General features: G+C 38.7%; 13 protein-coding genes. 1 reads left to right on the forward strand and 12 read right to left on the reverse strand.

Annotated features, from left to right (window positions below):
- Window positions 1-134 precede the first annotated feature (134 nt).
- From ACAN52_RS04675 to ACAN52_RS04690, 4 genes are all read right to left on the reverse strand, one after another.
- Window positions 135-977, reverse strand: coding sequence for a patatin family protein (locus tag ACAN52_RS04675; protein WP_378952980.1), 843 nt, complete (start codon window positions 975-977; stop codon window positions 135-137).
- A 99-nt stretch (window positions 978-1,076) separates the two neighbouring features.
- Window positions 1,077-4,142 (reverse strand): efflux RND transporter permease subunit, encoded by a 3,066-nt coding sequence (locus ACAN52_RS04680; RefSeq protein WP_378952983.1) that lies wholly within the window; start codon window positions 4,140-4,142, stop codon window positions 1,077-1,079.
- Entirely contained in the window at window positions 4,139-5,206 is a 1,068-nt protein-coding gene (locus ACAN52_RS04685) for an efflux RND transporter periplasmic adaptor subunit (RefSeq protein ID WP_378952985.1), read from the reverse strand. The genes ACAN52_RS04680 and ACAN52_RS04685 overlap by 4 nt, the downstream gene beginning before the upstream one ends.
- A 242-nt stretch (window positions 5,207-5,448) precedes the next feature.
- Window positions 5,449-6,015 carry a TetR/AcrR family transcriptional regulator gene (locus ACAN52_RS04690; protein WP_378952987.1) on the reverse strand — a complete coding sequence of 189 codons (567 nt, stop codon included), beginning with the start codon at window positions 6,013-6,015 and terminating at the stop codon, window positions 5,449-5,451.
- 266 nt (window positions 6,016-6,281) lie between these two features.
- On the opposite strand from ACAN52_RS04690, the gene ACAN52_RS04695 reads away from it, so the two are divergent.
- A complete protein-coding gene (locus ACAN52_RS04695; RefSeq protein WP_378952989.1) occupies window positions 6,282-6,503 on the forward strand; it encodes a (2Fe-2S)-binding protein in 222 nt (73 codons plus the stop codon).
- A gap of 147 nt (window positions 6,504-6,650) precedes the next feature.
- Here the strand turns inward: ACAN52_RS04695 and ACAN52_RS04700 are convergent, their stop codons facing one another.
- The 8 genes from ACAN52_RS04700 to ACAN52_RS04735 form a co-directional block, all read right to left on the reverse strand.
- Entirely contained in the window at window positions 6,651-6,815 is a 165-nt protein-coding gene (locus tag ACAN52_RS04700) for a hypothetical protein (protein WP_378952991.1), read from the reverse strand.
- 428 nt (window positions 6,816-7,243) lie between these two features.
- Complete coding sequence (locus ACAN52_RS04705; protein WP_378952993.1) at window positions 7,244-8,014, reverse strand: D-alanyl-D-alanine carboxypeptidase family protein; 771 nt, start codon at window positions 8,012-8,014, stop codon at window positions 7,244-7,246.
- 10 nt (window positions 8,015-8,024) lie between these two features.
- Window positions 8,025-8,912: a LysR family transcriptional regulator gene (locus ACAN52_RS04710; RefSeq protein WP_378952996.1), complete on the reverse strand. Its 888-nt coding sequence runs from the start codon at window positions 8,910-8,912 to the stop codon at window positions 8,025-8,027.
- A gap of 286 nt (window positions 8,913-9,198) precedes the next feature.
- Complete coding sequence (locus ACAN52_RS04715) at window positions 9,199-10,407, reverse strand: ABC transporter permease (protein ID WP_378952999.1); 1,209 nt, start codon at window positions 10,405-10,407, stop codon at window positions 9,199-9,201.
- 1 nt (window position 10,408) lies between these two features.
- On the reverse strand, window positions 10,409-11,080 hold the full coding sequence (locus tag ACAN52_RS04720; RefSeq protein ID WP_378953002.1) for an ABC transporter ATP-binding protein: 672 nt from the start codon (window positions 11,078-11,080) through the stop codon (window positions 10,409-10,411).
- 17 nt (window positions 11,081-11,097) lie between these two features.
- On the reverse strand, window positions 11,098-11,637 hold the full coding sequence (locus tag ACAN52_RS04725) for a hypothetical protein (protein ID WP_378953005.1): 540 nt from the start codon (window positions 11,635-11,637) through the stop codon (window positions 11,098-11,100).
- Between the two features lie 26 nt (window positions 11,638-11,663).
- Window positions 11,664-13,478 (reverse strand): alkaline phosphatase, encoded by a 1,815-nt coding sequence (locus ACAN52_RS04730; protein ID WP_378953008.1) that lies wholly within the window; start codon window positions 13,476-13,478, stop codon window positions 11,664-11,666.
- Window positions 13,479-13,631: 153 nt separating this feature from the next.
- Entirely contained in the window at window positions 13,632-14,675 is a 1,044-nt protein-coding gene (locus tag ACAN52_RS04735) for a TIGR00266 family protein (RefSeq protein ID WP_378953011.1), read from the reverse strand.
- Window positions 14,676-14,785: the final 110 nt, after the last annotated feature.

Here is a 14,785-nt window from a genome sequence, read left to right on the forward strand (position 1 = left end):
AGACTATAATTATGAAAATAAAATGAAAAGAAAAAGTCATAACTCCAATATCACTTCTATTTGCTAAAAAATTGTCAAAAAAACAGTGATAAGTGTATACTGCACTTATCACCCAATGAATAAAGTTAGGGATATTATTTTTTGTCATGTAGCTTTAAAGATGCATCTCGATATCCTTGATCAAATAAAGTTTCTAAGACTGCTGTGTTTTTCTCAAATCGATGCAGTTGTAAGCTACCATTAGGTCGGATAATGGTGGCTTTTCCTTGATGTTCAAGTTCTTCCACAAAATCAACGGTCTCGTTATAATATTGATTCCGCACTTCAAGACTCTTGACCAATTCTGGATATTTCCAAAATGCAGTTTGATATAAAAGATTCATTTTCTTTGACATAGGCTCCTTTCGATAGCCATGAGGCTGGGTTAACACCACTACCACATGTTCGCAACCGTCAGCCAGAGCTTTTCGAACTGGGATGGGATCTGCAATGCCCCCATCTAAATAAGGAATTCCGTTGATTTTGACCATAGGAGACAAAAAAGGCAAAGAGCAGGATGCTTTCAAATGATCAAGTCCAACGGTGATTTCAGCTTTATCAAAATAATCCGTTTGTCCAGTGATACAATTGGTGGCACCGATTCGAAATACTCCAGGAGAAGCATAGAATGTATCGTAATCAAAAGGGTCGAGACGATTAGGAATATCATCAAAAATAAAATCAAGACCAAAATAGGAGCCCTTAAACAATAAACTCCATAGGCTCATGTATCGCCAGTTTGTTAGATAATCTAGATTAGTGCGCCTGCCACGCCCTTTTTGGCGTGCCACATAGTTACAAGAATTGCTAGCACCTGCGGAAACGCCGACAACATAATGATAATAAATGTTTTTTTCAAGAAGGTATTCATGCACACCACTGGTATAAATCCCTCGCATTCCGCCACCTTCAAGAACAAGGCCCGTTTTCTGTAGCAATATAATCACCTTTTCTATTCAAATTTAAAATTGACTCATTATATGAAAACTCTTGCAAGAATCAAAAGAAGATTCTTGCAAGTTTTTTCTTATAAACTATCAATCGACTTTATTTGGTTCGATCTCTGGTTTTACCTTAAACCATGCTGCATACATTGTTGGCAGAACAAGCAAAGTCATAACGGTTGCCCCAAGCAATCCGCCACCAATCGCTACTGCCATCGGTCCCCAAAAAGTACTTGGAACCAATGGAAGCATTCCGAGTATTGCTGCCGCTGCCGTAAGCATAATGGGACGAAACCGTAATACTGCTGAATTGATGATAGCATCCCATGGCGATTCGCCAGCTTTGATATGTTGCTCAATCTGGTCGATTAAAATAACTGAGTTACGGATAATCATCCCGCTAAGTGCTAAAATTCCGAGCTGAGCCACAAATCCCATAGGACGCATAGTGAGTAGCATTGACAAGCTAACTCCTATAATTCCTAATGGTGCAGTAAGGAGTGTTAGAATTGTTAAGGATATCTTTTGAAGTTGGAACATGAGAAGAAGGATAATTGTTACTAACATAATAGGGACTGTTTGCAGTAGAAATCCTATAGAAGTTTTACTTTTTTCTGATGAACCTCCAATGTCGATACTATAGCCAACAGGAAGTTCTTCGCGTATTGCTTTTAGGCTTTCGTAGACTTTTTGTGTGGCATCATTACCTGTCATTCCACGAACTACATCTGCTTGTACGGTAATCGTTGGCTTTAGACTGTATCTCCAAATTAAACCTTCTTCTCCATCATAACGAATTGTTGCAATTTGCTCTAGAGGTACGAATTTACCGTTACCTATATGTACCGGCAAATCTTTGATGCTGGTTAGATCTTTGCGACTTTGGGCATCGATACGAAATACAATACCGATCGTCTTATCTTGTTCATAAAACTCAGCAATCGAAGCTCCAGACAACTGAGTTTGTAAATCTTGGGCTAATCCCTGACTATTTAGTCCTAGCATTCTGGCCTTGTCTTGGTCAATTGCCAAATGCATGACTTTGTTTTTTTCATTCCAGTCAAAGTTGATATGTTTAAGAGTTGGATTGTCTGCCATCACATCGCGAACCTGTTTTGCAATTTCACGTACCTTCTCATGCTCATAGCCACTAACGCGCAGCATGACGGGGTAAGCCGAAGGTGGGCCGCTTTGAATTAACTTGACATTCCCTCTTATATTTTCAAAACTATCCGCAAATAACTTATCAATTTTCTCATTTAATGCCTCACGAGCCTTTAAGTCTTTAGCAACAATGATAAACTGAGCATAGTTAGTGGCTGGTAGCTTCGGTTCGATCGTTAGGATAAAGCGTGGTACCCCTTTACCGACATAATAACTGTAGCTTTCGATATCCGAATCCCCTGAGATGCTAGTGGCAAATTTTTTGGCTTCTTGTTCAGTTGCTGCTAGGGATGATCCTTCAGGTAAAGTCATTTCAACAATTAACTCAGGACGAGTTGATGGTGGAAAAAACTCCTGCTTTACAAACTTTAATAAAAATATAGAACCTATAAAACAAACTACCGTTAGGCTAAGTACCATTTTCTTGTGATTCAGACACCAAGTAAGCATTCGACGAAATAATTGGTAAAATTTACTATTGTATAAATTATGTCCTTGTTCCAAATTATGCTTGGGTTTGAGTAATTTAAAACCTAGCAGCGGGGTTACTACAACCGATACTAGCCAAGAGATTAAAAGAGCAATCGTTATCACCTGAAACATGCTGCTGGTAAATTCAGCTGTTGAACCTTTCGCAAAGCCTATAGGTATGAAACCAGCACAAGTGATCAGCGTGCCTGTTAACATGGGAAAGGCTGTAACTGTATAAGCGTAGCAAGCTGCTTCGAATCGCCCCCACCCTTGCTCTAATTTTACACTCATCATCTCAACGGCAATGATAGCGTCATCTACTAACAATCCTAATGCAATGATTAATGCTCCCAGAGATACTTTGTGTAAATCAATACTCCATATCTCCATACATACAAAGATACTGGCAATGACTAGTGGAATACAAAGAGCAACAACAATACCTGAGCGAAAACCGAGGCTAAAAAAGCACACTGCGAGTACAATGATGATGGCTTCCCATAGTGACCTTACAAACTCGTTAATTGCTCCTTTAACCGCCTGGGGTTGATTCGATACTTGATTGAGTTCTAGACCCAAGGGTAAATCTTTTTTGATCATGGCGGTCGCCTTTTCCAAATCATTTCCTAGAGTAAGGATATTTCCTCCCTTATCCATGGAAAGAGCGATACCTAAAGCTGGCTGCCCATTATAATACATTTTTGGCTCCATAGGATCTACGTAATCACGTTTAATTTTTGCAATATCACCCAGACGGAATGTTCGTTCATTGACTCGAATCGGCATGTTACGCAGACCATCTACTGTTTCAAACATTCCAGACACTCGTAAATATACATTGTCTGCAGAGGTTTCAACCATGCCTGAGGGAGTCATAGCGCTTTGCGCTTTTACGGCAGCAATGATAATAGCAGGATCGATTCCAAGACTGGCTAATTTACTGCTTTCCATTTCCATAAAAATTTTTTCTGGTTGAACGCCGATCAGCTCAACCTTCTTTACATTGTTTACACCAAGCAAAGTTCTGCGAATTTTTTCGGCTGTTTCTCGCATATCCTCATAACTGTATTCATCTGATGTAAGAGCATAAATACTACCGAATACATCATCGAAGCGATCATTAAAAGCAGGACCGACGACTCCTTGAGGTAAGGTGCCTTTGATATCATTGACCATATTACGTACTTCAAACCAGGTGGGTCTGACATCTTTTTCTTTGACTGTCTCTTTTAGATTTACATAGATAATAGCTTGACCTGGGCTTGAGTAGCTTTTTAAATAATCTAGACCCGGTGTATCTTGTAACTTCTTTTCAATTTTGTCTGTTACTTGTTCTTCCACTTGGCGAGCACTAGCACCTGGCCAAGCAACTGATACAACCATTTGGCGAATGACAAAATCCGGATCTTCCATTCTTCCTAATTTTTGGTAAGAAAATATTCCTCCTACAAAAAGCATTATGATGAATAAATAAACTAATTGTTTATGTTTAAGTGCCCATTCTGTCAAATTTAGGTTGCTCATATCCTCACCTTCTCGCCTTCGCGCAGTTTTTGAACTCCACCAGTAACAATTACATCTCCATCTTGAAGTCCTTCTAAAATTTGAATTTTTCCGTCACCAAAAACTCCAACTTTTACAGGTTGCAAATTAACTATCCCATCTTTAATGATCCATATATTAGGAATATTGCCAGTTTGGTAAATTGCCGTTAATGGAACATAAACAGCTTGTTGGTTTATCGAATTTCCCACTGTCACGTTTGCAGTCATGCCTAACTGTACACTTGCAGGAGGATTTAGTAAGCTCACTCTGGTTTTATAGGTTCGGGATATTTTATCAGCCATTGGTGAAATTTCTCTGATTTTCCCTTCAATTACAACATCTGGTAGCGCCCAAAAACTAATACGAACTTGCTTTACATTACGCATTTGGTCAACACGGTTTTCTGGAATGTTGATTTCAATTTCCCGTTCACCATCTTTCACTATAGTGAGGATTGCTTGACCAGCGCTAACGACTTGACCAGCTTCGGCAGTAATGCTAGAGATGACTCCGGTACTATCTGCCACTAGAGTGCTGTAGCCTAGTTGATTCGTACCTTGCGTATATTGGGCTGATGATTGACGGACAGCAGCTAAAGCAACTTCATATGCATTTTGATATTGATCTAATTGAGCTCGGCTAATGGCTCCTTGCTCACATAGAGTACGATAGCGTTCTAGATTGGTCTCAGCTAGCTTTAATTGGGATTGGGCTGAAGCCACTTGTGCAGCACTCATGTTGACTGTTTGTGTAATATCCTTCCCATCGATTTCCATAAGGATATCTCCAGGTTGAACAGTACTGCCAAGCTCCACATTGCGTTTTATCACTTTGCCTCCAACCTGGAAAGCAAGCTGAGTCTCATAGCGCCCTCGCACTTCACCAGAATAGTTTGCTCCTTGCCCAGAAGTCTCCATTTTGACTATTTGTGAGCGAACGAGGGGTATTTCCGCTTTGATAGTTTCTACTTTTGAACATCCAGTAAGACTAAAGGATAAAAGTAGAATAAAAATTACGGTACAACTAGCAATCGACTTTTTCACAAAAAAACCTCCCGAAAATTTAAGTACACTTTGACTAATCATGTTGCAACCAATAAACTATAACGGTGTTTTAGTTTATTGGTTGTAAAAAAACCAACACCCATTATTTAAAATATAAAGAAGACTTGATTCAGGTGAATTTTTAGCTCCATCTGAATCTTAGTCGCCCTTATCCAGGGACTTAGTCGCTTTAAAGCGACTTGGTCATCGGACAAATCGTGGTGAATTGGCTGGATTTTTCTCTATTTCTTTATAAGGGCATTGACGAGAAAATCAATGAGAACATCTGTATAATCCTGATCTTTGCGAAGTGGCTCTGTACGTGCATAGCTAAAGGCTTGAAACAACTTAAAACCAGCATAAGCTACAATCCTTTCATCGACATCACGAAACTGTCCTTGCTTTTTGCCTTCGCGAATAAGTTGAGCAATGATTGAAATGATTTCTTCATCAATCACTTCATGATATTTTCGCTTTACAAAAGCTAAATATAATTCATCATCCTTTAAGATTCTTGTGACAAAGTGATCCTGATTAAAATGAGATATAGCATTCCGTGTTAGTAAAATTAACTTCTCAAGAGGATCTGATACATCTTCTAGTTGGGAAAATAGTATTTCTATAGTTTTATGACATTCACGTAATAAAAGACATTTAAACATCCCCTCTTTGTCTGTAAAATGTTCATAGATTGTCTTTTTAGAAATTCTACAGTCTTTACTAATTTCGTCCATTGTTGTCTTTTTAAAACCAAAACGTTCCATTCGTTCTTTGGCTTTATCAAGGATAAGATTCTTTATATCATTCACTGTATTTCGCCTCTTCCTTAAAGTCCAATCATTAAGCAACATCATTTTCTGCTTATAAACTATTATAGTTTATTGGTTTCCTGAAATCAATAAGTAATCTGGTGATTCACTATAAAATGATTCGGCAGAAAATATTCTAATTTATACCTGTTGTTAAAATAATCAGAAAATAACTGCAATTATTATATATTTATGTTGAAATTATCCTCCTTTTTTGAGTGATTGTAGAGTAAAATATAAACATAAACTTTAAATGAGGTGTTTTTATGAGCGATGATCTGAATCCGGAACTATTAGATAAATTAACCAAAGTATGTCTATGCAAGGCCATTAACAAAGCTTCTATAAAGAAAACAATTGCCAGTGGTGCTGATACTTTAGAAAAAGTACAGAAAGCTTCTGGAGCTGGTTCAGGTCCTTGTGGCGGCAAGCGATGCACTCCTAAAATACTATCCTTATTGGAAGAAAGCAAATTTAGCAGCAATTAAATGGAAAATGCCCTAGAACCTTTCGAATATTTTCCAGTTAATAAATCTGCAACAAGAGAATTATAGGGTGTAACGCTTAATTAAAAAAATGACCTAAATAAAGCATATCATTGATGCGTCATTTAGGTCATTTTTTCATCTGATCGTTTACGATAGTACTGCTTTATCCCAAAACCATTGTTCTTTTGTTAGATCTGTAAGTGCATTGCTTTTTATCATTTCATTTTTTTCATTATTGATTGGTTGCCCCCCAGTTTGTCGATTTTGCGGTACAGTAATTTCTCTTTTCAAATTGGGAACTGATGCCTTCATATATAATCAAACTCCTTTCACCTCATTATTATCCTTGATCAAGCACTCTAACGTTCCAGCTGATATAAGTCTTTTCTTATTATTATTGTAATAAATGCATACCGATTAGTGAAATGCGGATATTGTATCTGGTGTATTTAGATATTAAATAAAAGGCTGTGGTACTAAAAAATTAGTGCCACAGCCTCTTTTTCAATGTACATTATATGCAATTTAAGATGTTGTAAAAGAAAAAACAGAGCTATTGTCAACGATTGTCGCGGAACAACATTATTATGGTGAAACTACTTTACCGATTACTATGTTGCCTTTAATCCAACAAGGAGATCAAGTGGAGCTGGCAATTAGCAATATTGGTACATAGCAGCTTGATATTCGGGTGAAAATGCGACAATCTTTAATTTCTGGAATCTTTGCACCAGAACTTTCTACTCTGTAGTACTTTGATCTATATATTCTTCCAGGCAAATATTACGCTCATATATCGTCTTAGCATGTTCTAGTCCAACATAGCGAAAATGCCATGGTTCATAACTAATATTAGTTTTTCCTTCTTTATCTTCGGCATATCTAAGAATAAAACCGTATTTCCAAGCATTCTTTTTAAGCCAATGACCTTGTATTGTATCAGCAAAATCATAGTTTAGCACATACTCATAATCTAAAAAAGCTTTTAAAGTCAGGTCTGCAGCCAAACCAGTTTGATGTTCACTAGCACCTGGCGGAGCAACCAATTTTGCGGCCTCTACTTCGGCTAACTCTCCATACTTAGGGCGCAGGCTAGCAATTTTATTGTAATATACTGCCGATTGTGTAGCATATGAACGATAACCACTGTAAGCTACGAGATCATTGATTCCCTCGCTTTCGGCAGCATAGAGCATTTTGACTAAAGCAGAGGCTGCCATTTCACGTAAATATACCCCTTTTACAGGAACTAAATCGATTGGTTCATATTCTTTGTCTAAACGAATCGATTTATTGACCAATTTTAATTCAGGTAAATCTTTTAAAATAACACTTTGCTTATGATGCTCAACTTCTGGTATTTGCGGAGATGACATTTGGGCAGTTGGCATACTCTTGCCAAAAAACATTTTTTCAATATCTAGATCTCCATAGAAATAGTTGAATCCCAGAGATGCTAGGCATAATACAGTTATAATACAAATCATACTATTCGACTTAACTATAATCATTATTAAAACCTCATTCTTTATCATAATGTTCTTTGGCAAAGGTTATAAATTCGCGAGCTGCGTAGGAAAGATATCTGCCCTTTTTCCAAACTAAGGCCAATCGTAAGCATGGCTGAGGATCTGTAAAAGGACGAGAAACAATGACCTTAGGGTCTAAGTTTTTACAAATCTTGCTGGGCAATAATGCGATACCTAAATTGTCTATTACCATTTGTGTCATCCACTCACGTTGTGAAGTTTCTAAAATAATTTTAGGTTGAAAACCAGCTTTTGTACATTCATTGACGATCATATCATGTAAATTATAATCGCTATTGTATAAAATAAATTCTTCATCACTAAGCTTATTATAATCAATCACTTCATATTGGGTGAGCCTATTTGTTGGATGCATAACGACTTCAAGGGGATCTTGTTCAAACCAAATCTTTTCATAGTTTTCGTTATTCTCTGAGGGAGTGAATATGCCAATGTCTAAAAGACCATCTTGAATCGATGTTTCCACTTTTTTAGGGCCAAACTCATATAAATGAATATGGATATTAGGATATTCTTTCTTAAAAGAACTGAGTAAATAAGAAAAAGTTGTAATAGCAGTAATTGAGGGTAAACCAATATAAATTTTCCCCGACTGCATTTTTTTCAGATCTCCTAGCTGAGAGGTTATATTTTGAAAAGATGATACGATTTGTTGAGCCTGTTTTAAAATGATTTCTCCTGCATCTGTTAATTCTACAGACTTAGTATCACGATAAAATAAAATGATACCAAATTGAGCTTCTAACTCCTTAATTGCCCTACTAATGGATGGTTGAGATATATACATCATTTCAGCAGCCTTGCTAAAGTTTTTATGGCGGGCAACCTCAATTAAACATTCTAAATTTCTTATATCCAAAGTTTCTCCCCCCTCGTATTTCATAAACAAATTTTTAAGAATATCAATATCATTCACGCAAAAAACATGATATTCTACGAAAGCGCCTTTGGGGCAGACCTCTGTAAATATTCTCTCATCATAATCATTCCATATTTTTTATCCAAATTCCTTCAACAACACATTTATTACCAGAAGAAAACCCCACTGTTATAAAAAAAACGCTTAAACTTAAGTCTAAGCGAATCGATAAAATTAAATTAAGCTATTCGTTAGCTAGTCTTATGAGCCACTCGTTAAAATGATATCATAAATAGTGGGTAACCTCCGTTCGATATGTGAGCACTGCTGGAATCAGCCCAGCTAACATGCCAAATAAAGTTCCGCCGATCATAATGTATACTTCGTCAGGCGTTAAACCTGCTGTCAGCACAATTGCTGTTTTACTTTCCATTATTTTTACTAGTAGTGAAAATATTCCATGCCCTGTTAGGATGCCAACAGTAACACCGCTGACAGTCAAGATCGTACTTTCAGCCACGATGATTGCAAGAATATCGTGGGAACTGGCTCCTAATGCGCGTAATATGGCCCGGTCGTGGGCACGGCTTAAAGCTGACCAGTACACAGATAAGGCCATAATCATCAATCCCATTATAATCACTACATAGGCTACTGTTCTTAGCATATGCTCACCTTGTCCTAACATAGCAAAGAGCTGAACAATAACTTGAGACGGAAAAACCATCTGTGCTCCTGGTTCTTGTTGAAACTGTTGGTATAAGCGCATGGCTTCACTATAACCTTTGGGTTTTACTAAAATGGCAGTGACATCATGCTCCTGTTCATGATCATCCCGATCTTCCACCCCAGGTTTATGTTCATGTTTCTCATGGGATAACCAGATACTTTCAATGGGAACTAAAATAGCTTGGTCGTAAGGACCATTTAGCGTTTTCAGTATTCCGACAACATGGTAAACATGCTCATGTGCCTGACCGTCAGCTATAAGGCCATGAGTCGATTTAAACTCATCACCTAACCTTAGGTTCAGCTTTTGGGCAACGCTGGCTCCGATAACAGCTTCAAAAGGTATGCTAAACATATGCCCTGCTGCCAATTGCAGCCATTCTCCTTGTCCGATTTTTGGTTGATGCTGAAAGATACTGTTCTCGCTACCAACGATAGGATAACCTTTATAGTTATCGCCGAAAGCCAATGGAATTGCTGATGCCGTTAATGGGTTGGCTACTAATTTTTCTACGATCTCATGACTCACATTACCGATCGGCGCATCCTGTAGAAAAACCGTATTTAATACGAGTTGATTAGGACTGCCTTTAGCCCCAACAATGAGGTCGAAGGGTTCCGTAGCGATAACCAGACCGTTATGAGTACCCGTCGATAATAAGGTCACCAAAGTCAACATGGTAATAGTAGCGGCTACGATAAGTACCGTTAGGGCACTTTGAACTGGCTTTGCCAACAAATTACGCCAGGCTATTATAAGTCGCACTTTAGCTCACCCCCTTCTTTACTTGTCGTAAAGAATAAATTCGTTCAAATTCATTCATAATTTGTTGGTCATGAGTGGATACCAGTAAGATACTATTGGATTCCCTTGCAAACTGTCGTAACATTTTGAGTATGAGCAAAGCATTATCTTGATCCAAACTGGCAGTTGGCTCATCAGCCAAAATAAGCTGAGGCTTATTAATGATCGCCCTGACGACAGCTACTCGCTGTTGCTCACCCATACTAAGTTGGTGAGGAAATTTAGCCGTTTTATGGGACAAATTCACCTGGTCCAACAGTTGGCTGGCCCATTGTTGACGCTCTCTTTTAGGAATTGAATTTGCAAAACTCATGGCGACTAACAAATTATCTAGAATGTTCAAGCTGCCAAGAAGATTTAATTTTTGAAAAACGTAGCCAATTGTTTTAGCTCGCCAGATATCTCGGCAAGTTTCCGGCATATCTGAAATACTAATATCATCAACTATTATCTCACCAACAGTCGGAGTCATGAGTCCTGAGATAAGATGTAATAGGGTGGTTTTACCTGAACCGCTTGGTCCCACTAACGCCACTTGTTCACCATCTTTTATGATAAGACTGTCAATGTCAACAGCCGTTACTGTCTGTAAAACGTCATGATACTCTTTGCGGACCTGCTTTACTTCTAACATCTTATCATCCCCAACAATTAATTAGCCTCTTCAAGGCTTTCAGCAACGATACGCACCAAGCTGATAAAACCAGTTTCCTCATCCATCTGATAACCTACTTCTAATTCCCCTGTCACGGTAATCAATCGATCAAAAGGCAGAGCATTGACAGGTTTTGAGAGTTTGATCAGCACAATATCATTAGGCCAGTCTGCATCCGTTGAGCAGAAAGGACAGATGGACATCGGCACTTTGGTTAAAACGAAAAAATTTAGAGTTGGCTTAAGAGGGGGCGCCATAAAACCGCTGATCTGCACTTTTTTTCCTTTTAGACTTTCTAATTTTGGTGATAGTGTCAGACCGAGCGCCGAAGCACCACTATATAATTCATTAAATTCAAGGAGTGTCGCTTGCTCATTAAACCATGGTAGCCATGTCGGAGCTGCCTCAGCGCGAGTACAAAACAGGGACGATTCACTGTAAGGAATCATCCCTTCTTGCCCCATCCAGCTTAGTGGCAACCAAGTAAGCAGCATCACAAAAATAACGTTGCTTATACGTTTGGTTAATTTAACCATATCTCGCCTCCGGGTTATCTATTCATTTATTTTTGATGTTTACGACCGTCTAGACCCAATGCTCGGACAATACCGTGAAATACTTCAGTATTATCCATAATACCTTTAAAGTAATCAGCACCAGGACCTTCAGCAGTTAAAGGGACATCATCAGCAGAATGGACTTCTGACGAATCAGAAGTAGGGATATTACCCACTTTCAACTCTCCGCCCTCTAAAGATCGTTTTGGATTGGCAATTGCTTTACCATTTGCCATAATTGCTGGTGAAGTGGGAACTTCTTGGAACTTATAGTTCTCATAATAATCTGGGTGATTAGCAAATTGGACAGCTAACGTTACACTTGGGTTAGGATCATCAGGGAAACCATCTCCGTCTACATCAGCAAAAGTAGGCCAGCCAGCATCACCATAAATGCGAACGGCTTCACGACCTGTTTTACCATCTAATTCATGATAGGTTCCAGTAATACTGGCGCCATGAGCATGGTCTGCTACAACAATAACCAAGGTATCTCCTTGTTTTTTAGCAAATTCTTTGGCAATACCTACTGCTTTATCCATTTCAATCGTATCATAAGTAGCCCGTTGCCAGTCCATGGTATGAAGCTGTTTATCGATGCAAGCACCTTCTACCATGAGGAAAAATCCGTTCTGATTTTTACTTAATACGTCAATTGCAGTTTTAGTCATGTCCATAAGGGTAGGTTGATCATTGAAATTACCAAGAACAGCTGGATTTTTTGTTACTTCACGATCAATATATACATCCATGTTGTCAAGTTGGAAGAGGCCGAGCAGTTTATCTGGGGAACCAGCTAGCTTTAGTTCTGTTTTGCTAGTTGCCAGCTTGTACCCTTGTTGCTTAAACTCTTCAATTAGATTACGATCATCACTGCGTTTAGATCCAGGTACGCTTTTAGGTAAAAAGTGTCGAGAGCCACCACCTAAAATTACATCTGGACGATGGAGAGGATTGAGCATTTCTTGAGCAATGAAGTTTTGTTCACTTCGTTTACGAGTATGGGCGAGCATCGCTGCTGGGGTTGCATCTGTGATATTAGCAGTAGAAACAATACCAGTGGCCATACCACGCGTACGTTTTGCCAATTCAATAATGTTTTCGACTTTGGGATCATCAAAAGGATCTTTTGTACTATTGGCATATACACCCATAGCATTGACAGCGCCTTTTTGACCTGTTGCATAGGCTGAAGCACTATTAGCCGAATCAGTTACTAAAGAGTCACTGCCTGACGTAGTGATTAAAGCTAGATTTGACATCTTTTCCATTTCAAGCAAATCGTTATATCTGCCTTCGGTAATACCTTTAGAAAGAATACGAGCCATTTGTCTCGCTTGCAAACTCATTCCATCCCCAATAATGAGAATAACATTTTTGGCTGGTTTTTTTATTCCATCAGAAGTAACTTCATAGTTTATCCTGCGTTTCTCTATACCATTTTCAGTTTTTACAGTTACTGTTACGGCTACTTTACCAGTTTGAGGAAGAGAAACTTCATTAATACGATATGTACTCATTTTGTCAAACTTAGTCACTGCTTGTTTGCCAAAGAAAACTTCAGCGGCTATTCCATTTACCATCACTTCGATGGCGCTAGCAGGAGTTTCTGTCTTGACTTCAATTTCAAAATCAAATTTTTGACCGATAAGAAATTTTGCTCGATCAATGGGCATAATACTGATGTTTGATGCTTCTGGCGCATTATAAGCGGCATAGGATACTGTCATACTAGACATGAGTGAGGCTACGACAACGAGCGTCAGTAACAAACGAGAAAAACGTGACAGACATAAAACAGATGTTTTAGAATGATACATAAGACACCTCCAAAAAAATTTGTACTTGGTAGGCTCGACCTTATTCTTATTATTACATTCATGTTAGTCTAAAATATTAACAAACTGTTAAGTTTTTGTTAATATCATCCATTTTATGTTTTATTACTATTGATTACTTTCGTAATTCTAATGTTACTCATCGTCACCGCCCAGGAAACTGCCTAACCCACCAAGTAAAGTGCCTCCTAGAACAGACTTGCCAAGTACACTCCCTTCCTCTCGATTTCCACCATTCTGTGGTGCTGCTGCCAACATCCGTCCTGCTAATCGAGAAAAAGGAAGTGATTGCAGCCAAATTTTCCCTGGTCCTTGTAAAACTGCAAAAAATAATCCTTCGCCACCAAATAAAGCGCTCTTAATGTTTCCCGCTTTTTGAATATCGAATTGTACACTAGGTTCAAAAGCTACGATACATCCCGTATCAACGTGTAATACTTCACCTGATTGGAGTTGACGTTCAAGAATGGTACCACCGGCATGCATAAACGCAAGCCCATCACCATCAAGTTTCTGCATGATAAAACCTTCGCCGCCGAACAATCCTGTCATGATCTTACGTTGAAAATAAATTCCGACTGAAACACCTTTTGCCGCACATAAAAAACTGTCTTTCTGGCAGATGATCGTGCCACCAAATTGAGATAGAGGCATGGGTATAATATTACCAGGATAGGGCGCTCCGAAGGCAACTTTTGCTTTGCCAGCACCACGGTGAGTAAAAACGGTCATAAACAGACTTTCACCTGTCAATAATCGCTTACCGGCACCCACTAGCTTATCAAACAAGCCCCCTTGGCTGCTTTTAGCCGATCCATCACCAAAAATAGTATCCATTTCCACAGTACTGTCTTTATACATCATGGCTCCAGCTTCTGCAATCACGCTTTCACCAGGATCAAGTTCGACTTCAACAAACTGCATTTCAGTGCCAAATATCTTGTAGTCGACTTCATCAGAAGTACGAGTAGGTAAACTTGGCGGAAGTACACTACGTACTGGCGGACTAGACGCAGTGGATGATGTTGTTTGCAATTCAGATATTTCTTTTATAGGGAGCCACTCAGGAAACCCTTCTCGCCAAGCCAAACCATTGGGATTTGTTCTAACATAACTTCTTGCTTGAGTCACAGTCAACGGACCAAATTGCTTACCATCATAATCTAAGTACCACTCCATTTTCATTCCCCCTTATTTAACTACTATTATATGGCAAAAAAAATAGGAGAGCAATAAGCCATAGGTTTATGAAAAGGAGGCTAATCAATGATTAGCCTCCTGCTTAAATT

It is taken from the genome of Pelosinus sp. sgz500959, from assembly GCF_042610375.1.
Classification (GTDB): Bacteria; Bacillota; Negativicutes; order DSM-13327; family DSM-13327; genus CTSoil-075.

What these genes read in the sequence shown, in the direction of transcription:
- ACAN52_RS04680 (WP_378952983.1), bottom strand. Translation starts at nt 4,142, where the DNA reads ATGAGCAACCTAAATTTGACAGAATGGGCACTTAAACATAAACAATTA.
- ACAN52_RS04735 (WP_378953011.1), bottom strand. Translation starts at nt 14,675, where the DNA reads ATGGAGTGGTACTTAGATTATGATGGTAAGCAATTTGGTCCGTTGACT.
- ACAN52_RS04720 (WP_378953002.1), bottom strand. Translation starts at nt 11,080, where the DNA reads ATGTTAGAAGTAAAGCAGGTCCGCAAAGAGTATCATGACGTTTTACAG.
- ACAN52_RS04700 (WP_378952991.1), bottom strand. Translation starts at nt 6,815, where the DNA reads ATGAAGGCATCAGTTCCCAATTTGAAAAGAGAAATTACTGTACCGCAA.
- ACAN52_RS04725 (WP_378953005.1), bottom strand. Translation starts at nt 11,637, where the DNA reads ATGGTTAAATTAACCAAACGTATAAGCAACGTTATTTTTGTGATGCTG.
- ACAN52_RS04730 (WP_378953008.1), bottom strand. Translation starts at nt 13,478, where the DNA reads ATGTATCATTCTAAAACATCTGTTTTATGTCTGTCACGTTTTTCTCGT.
- ACAN52_RS04705 (WP_378952993.1), bottom strand. Translation starts at nt 8,014, where the DNA reads ATGATTATAGTTAAGTCGAATAGTATGATTTGTATTATAACTGTATTA.
- ACAN52_RS04695 (WP_378952989.1), top strand. Translation starts at nt 6,282, where the DNA reads ATGAGCGATGATCTGAATCCGGAACTATTAGATAAATTAACCAAAGTA.